The sequence below is a fragment of the Pseudomonas sp. PGPPP1 genome (assembly GCF_002255865.1).
Taxonomy (GTDB): domain Bacteria; phylum Pseudomonadota; class Gammaproteobacteria; order Pseudomonadales; family Pseudomonadaceae; genus Aquipseudomonas; species Aquipseudomonas cremoris.
Map to the genome: position 1 here is coordinate 1 of NZ_NKIG01000093.1, position 946 is coordinate 946.

The window sequence follows — 946 nt, forward strand, 5'->3', positions numbered from 1 at the left end:
ACGTCTTTCGGATTGAACATCAACGCCGTATAGAAGAAGCAGAAGAAAATAATCCCTGCACTAAACAGCAGAATATTCAACGGCTGACCAGGAGCGATCGACTGAGAGAGGTCCTGCAGCCAGCCCAAATTCTCAGACTGACCAAACCAGGTACCCAACGAAGCCGGAAACAGCAAAATGCTGCTCGCGAAAATTGCCGGGATAACACCGGCCATATTCACTTTCAGCGGCAAGTGGCTGGTCTGCGCAGCAAAGACCTTACGGCCCTGCTGACGCTTGGCGTAGTGAACAGCAATACGACGCTGACCACGCTCAATGAACACCACAAAACCGATAATCGCTACTGCCAGCAAACCGATGGCAACCAGAGCGAAGATATTGATATCACCCTGACGTGCAGACTCGAAAGACTGCCCAATTGCTCTCGGAAGACCGGCGACGATACCTGCGAAAATCAACATCGAGATACCGTTACCAACACCACGCTCAGTAATCTGCTCACCCAGCCACATCATGAACATCGCACCAGCCACAAACGTGGATACCGCGACGAAATGGAAGCCAAAGTCACCAGTGAACGCAACGCCCTGCCCTGCCAGGCCAACGGACATGCCGATAGCTTGAACCAGGGCGAGGACGACAGTGCCGTAGCGGGTGTACTGGCTAATCTTGCGACGGCCAGCTTCACCTTCCTTCTTCAACTGCTCCAGCTGCGGGCTGACGGCGGTCATCAACTGCATGATGATCGATGCCGAAATGTACGGCATGATCCCCAGTGCAAAGATGCTCATCCGTTCCAGCGCGCCGCCGGAAAACATGTTGAACAAGCTAAGAATGGTCCCCTCATTCTGTCGAAACAGGTCTGCGAGTCGGTCCGGGTTGATACCTGGAACCGGGATGTGTGCGCCTATTCGGTAGACGATAATCGCCAGGAACAGAAAACGCA

Annotated in this window: 1 protein-coding gene; it reads right to left on the bottom strand. The window is 53.6% G+C overall.

The window, feature by feature from the left end; translation table 11 throughout:
• Positions 1-946, bottom strand: a 946-nt coding sequence (gene secY, locus CFE47_RS31280) for a preprotein translocase subunit SecY (RefSeq protein WP_286843058.1), incomplete at both ends; no start/stop codon positions are given.